Raw genomic sequence first — 338 nt, forward strand, 5'->3', positions numbered from 1 at the left:
GGCGAAAAAGACAGCAAGCTCGGTTCAAGCCTAGGGCGTGGCGAGACTGGCGTGGCAGAGCGTGTGCAGTCGGTATTCGTTGCGATAGGTCGACATATTCGGGATATATACAAGCAAGATCCTAATAATGAAATCACCCACATCATGTTTGATGTCTTCGGTTTCAGTCGAGGCGCAGCAGCGGCCAGGCACTTTGCCACAGAAGTCGCCAAAGCTCGTAATGGCCCCTTTGGGGTTGCACTTAATAGCCAAAAGATCGCCTTCAGCCCGGAATTCATTGGCCAATACAAAAAAGATATCCGCATCGGTTTTATCGGCCTGTTCGATACCGTGGCAGC

At 51.2% G+C, this 338-nt stretch carries 1 pseudogene; it reads left to right on the forward strand.

The features are described from left to right. A pseudogene (locus tag QN378_RS23345) lies at positions 1 to 338 on the forward strand (DUF2235 domain-containing protein); the annotation flags it as partial.

The sequence above is a fragment of the Pseudomonas sp. 10S5 genome (assembly GCF_035019745.1).
Lineage (GTDB): Bacteria > Pseudomonadota > Gammaproteobacteria > Pseudomonadales > Pseudomonadaceae > Aquipseudomonas.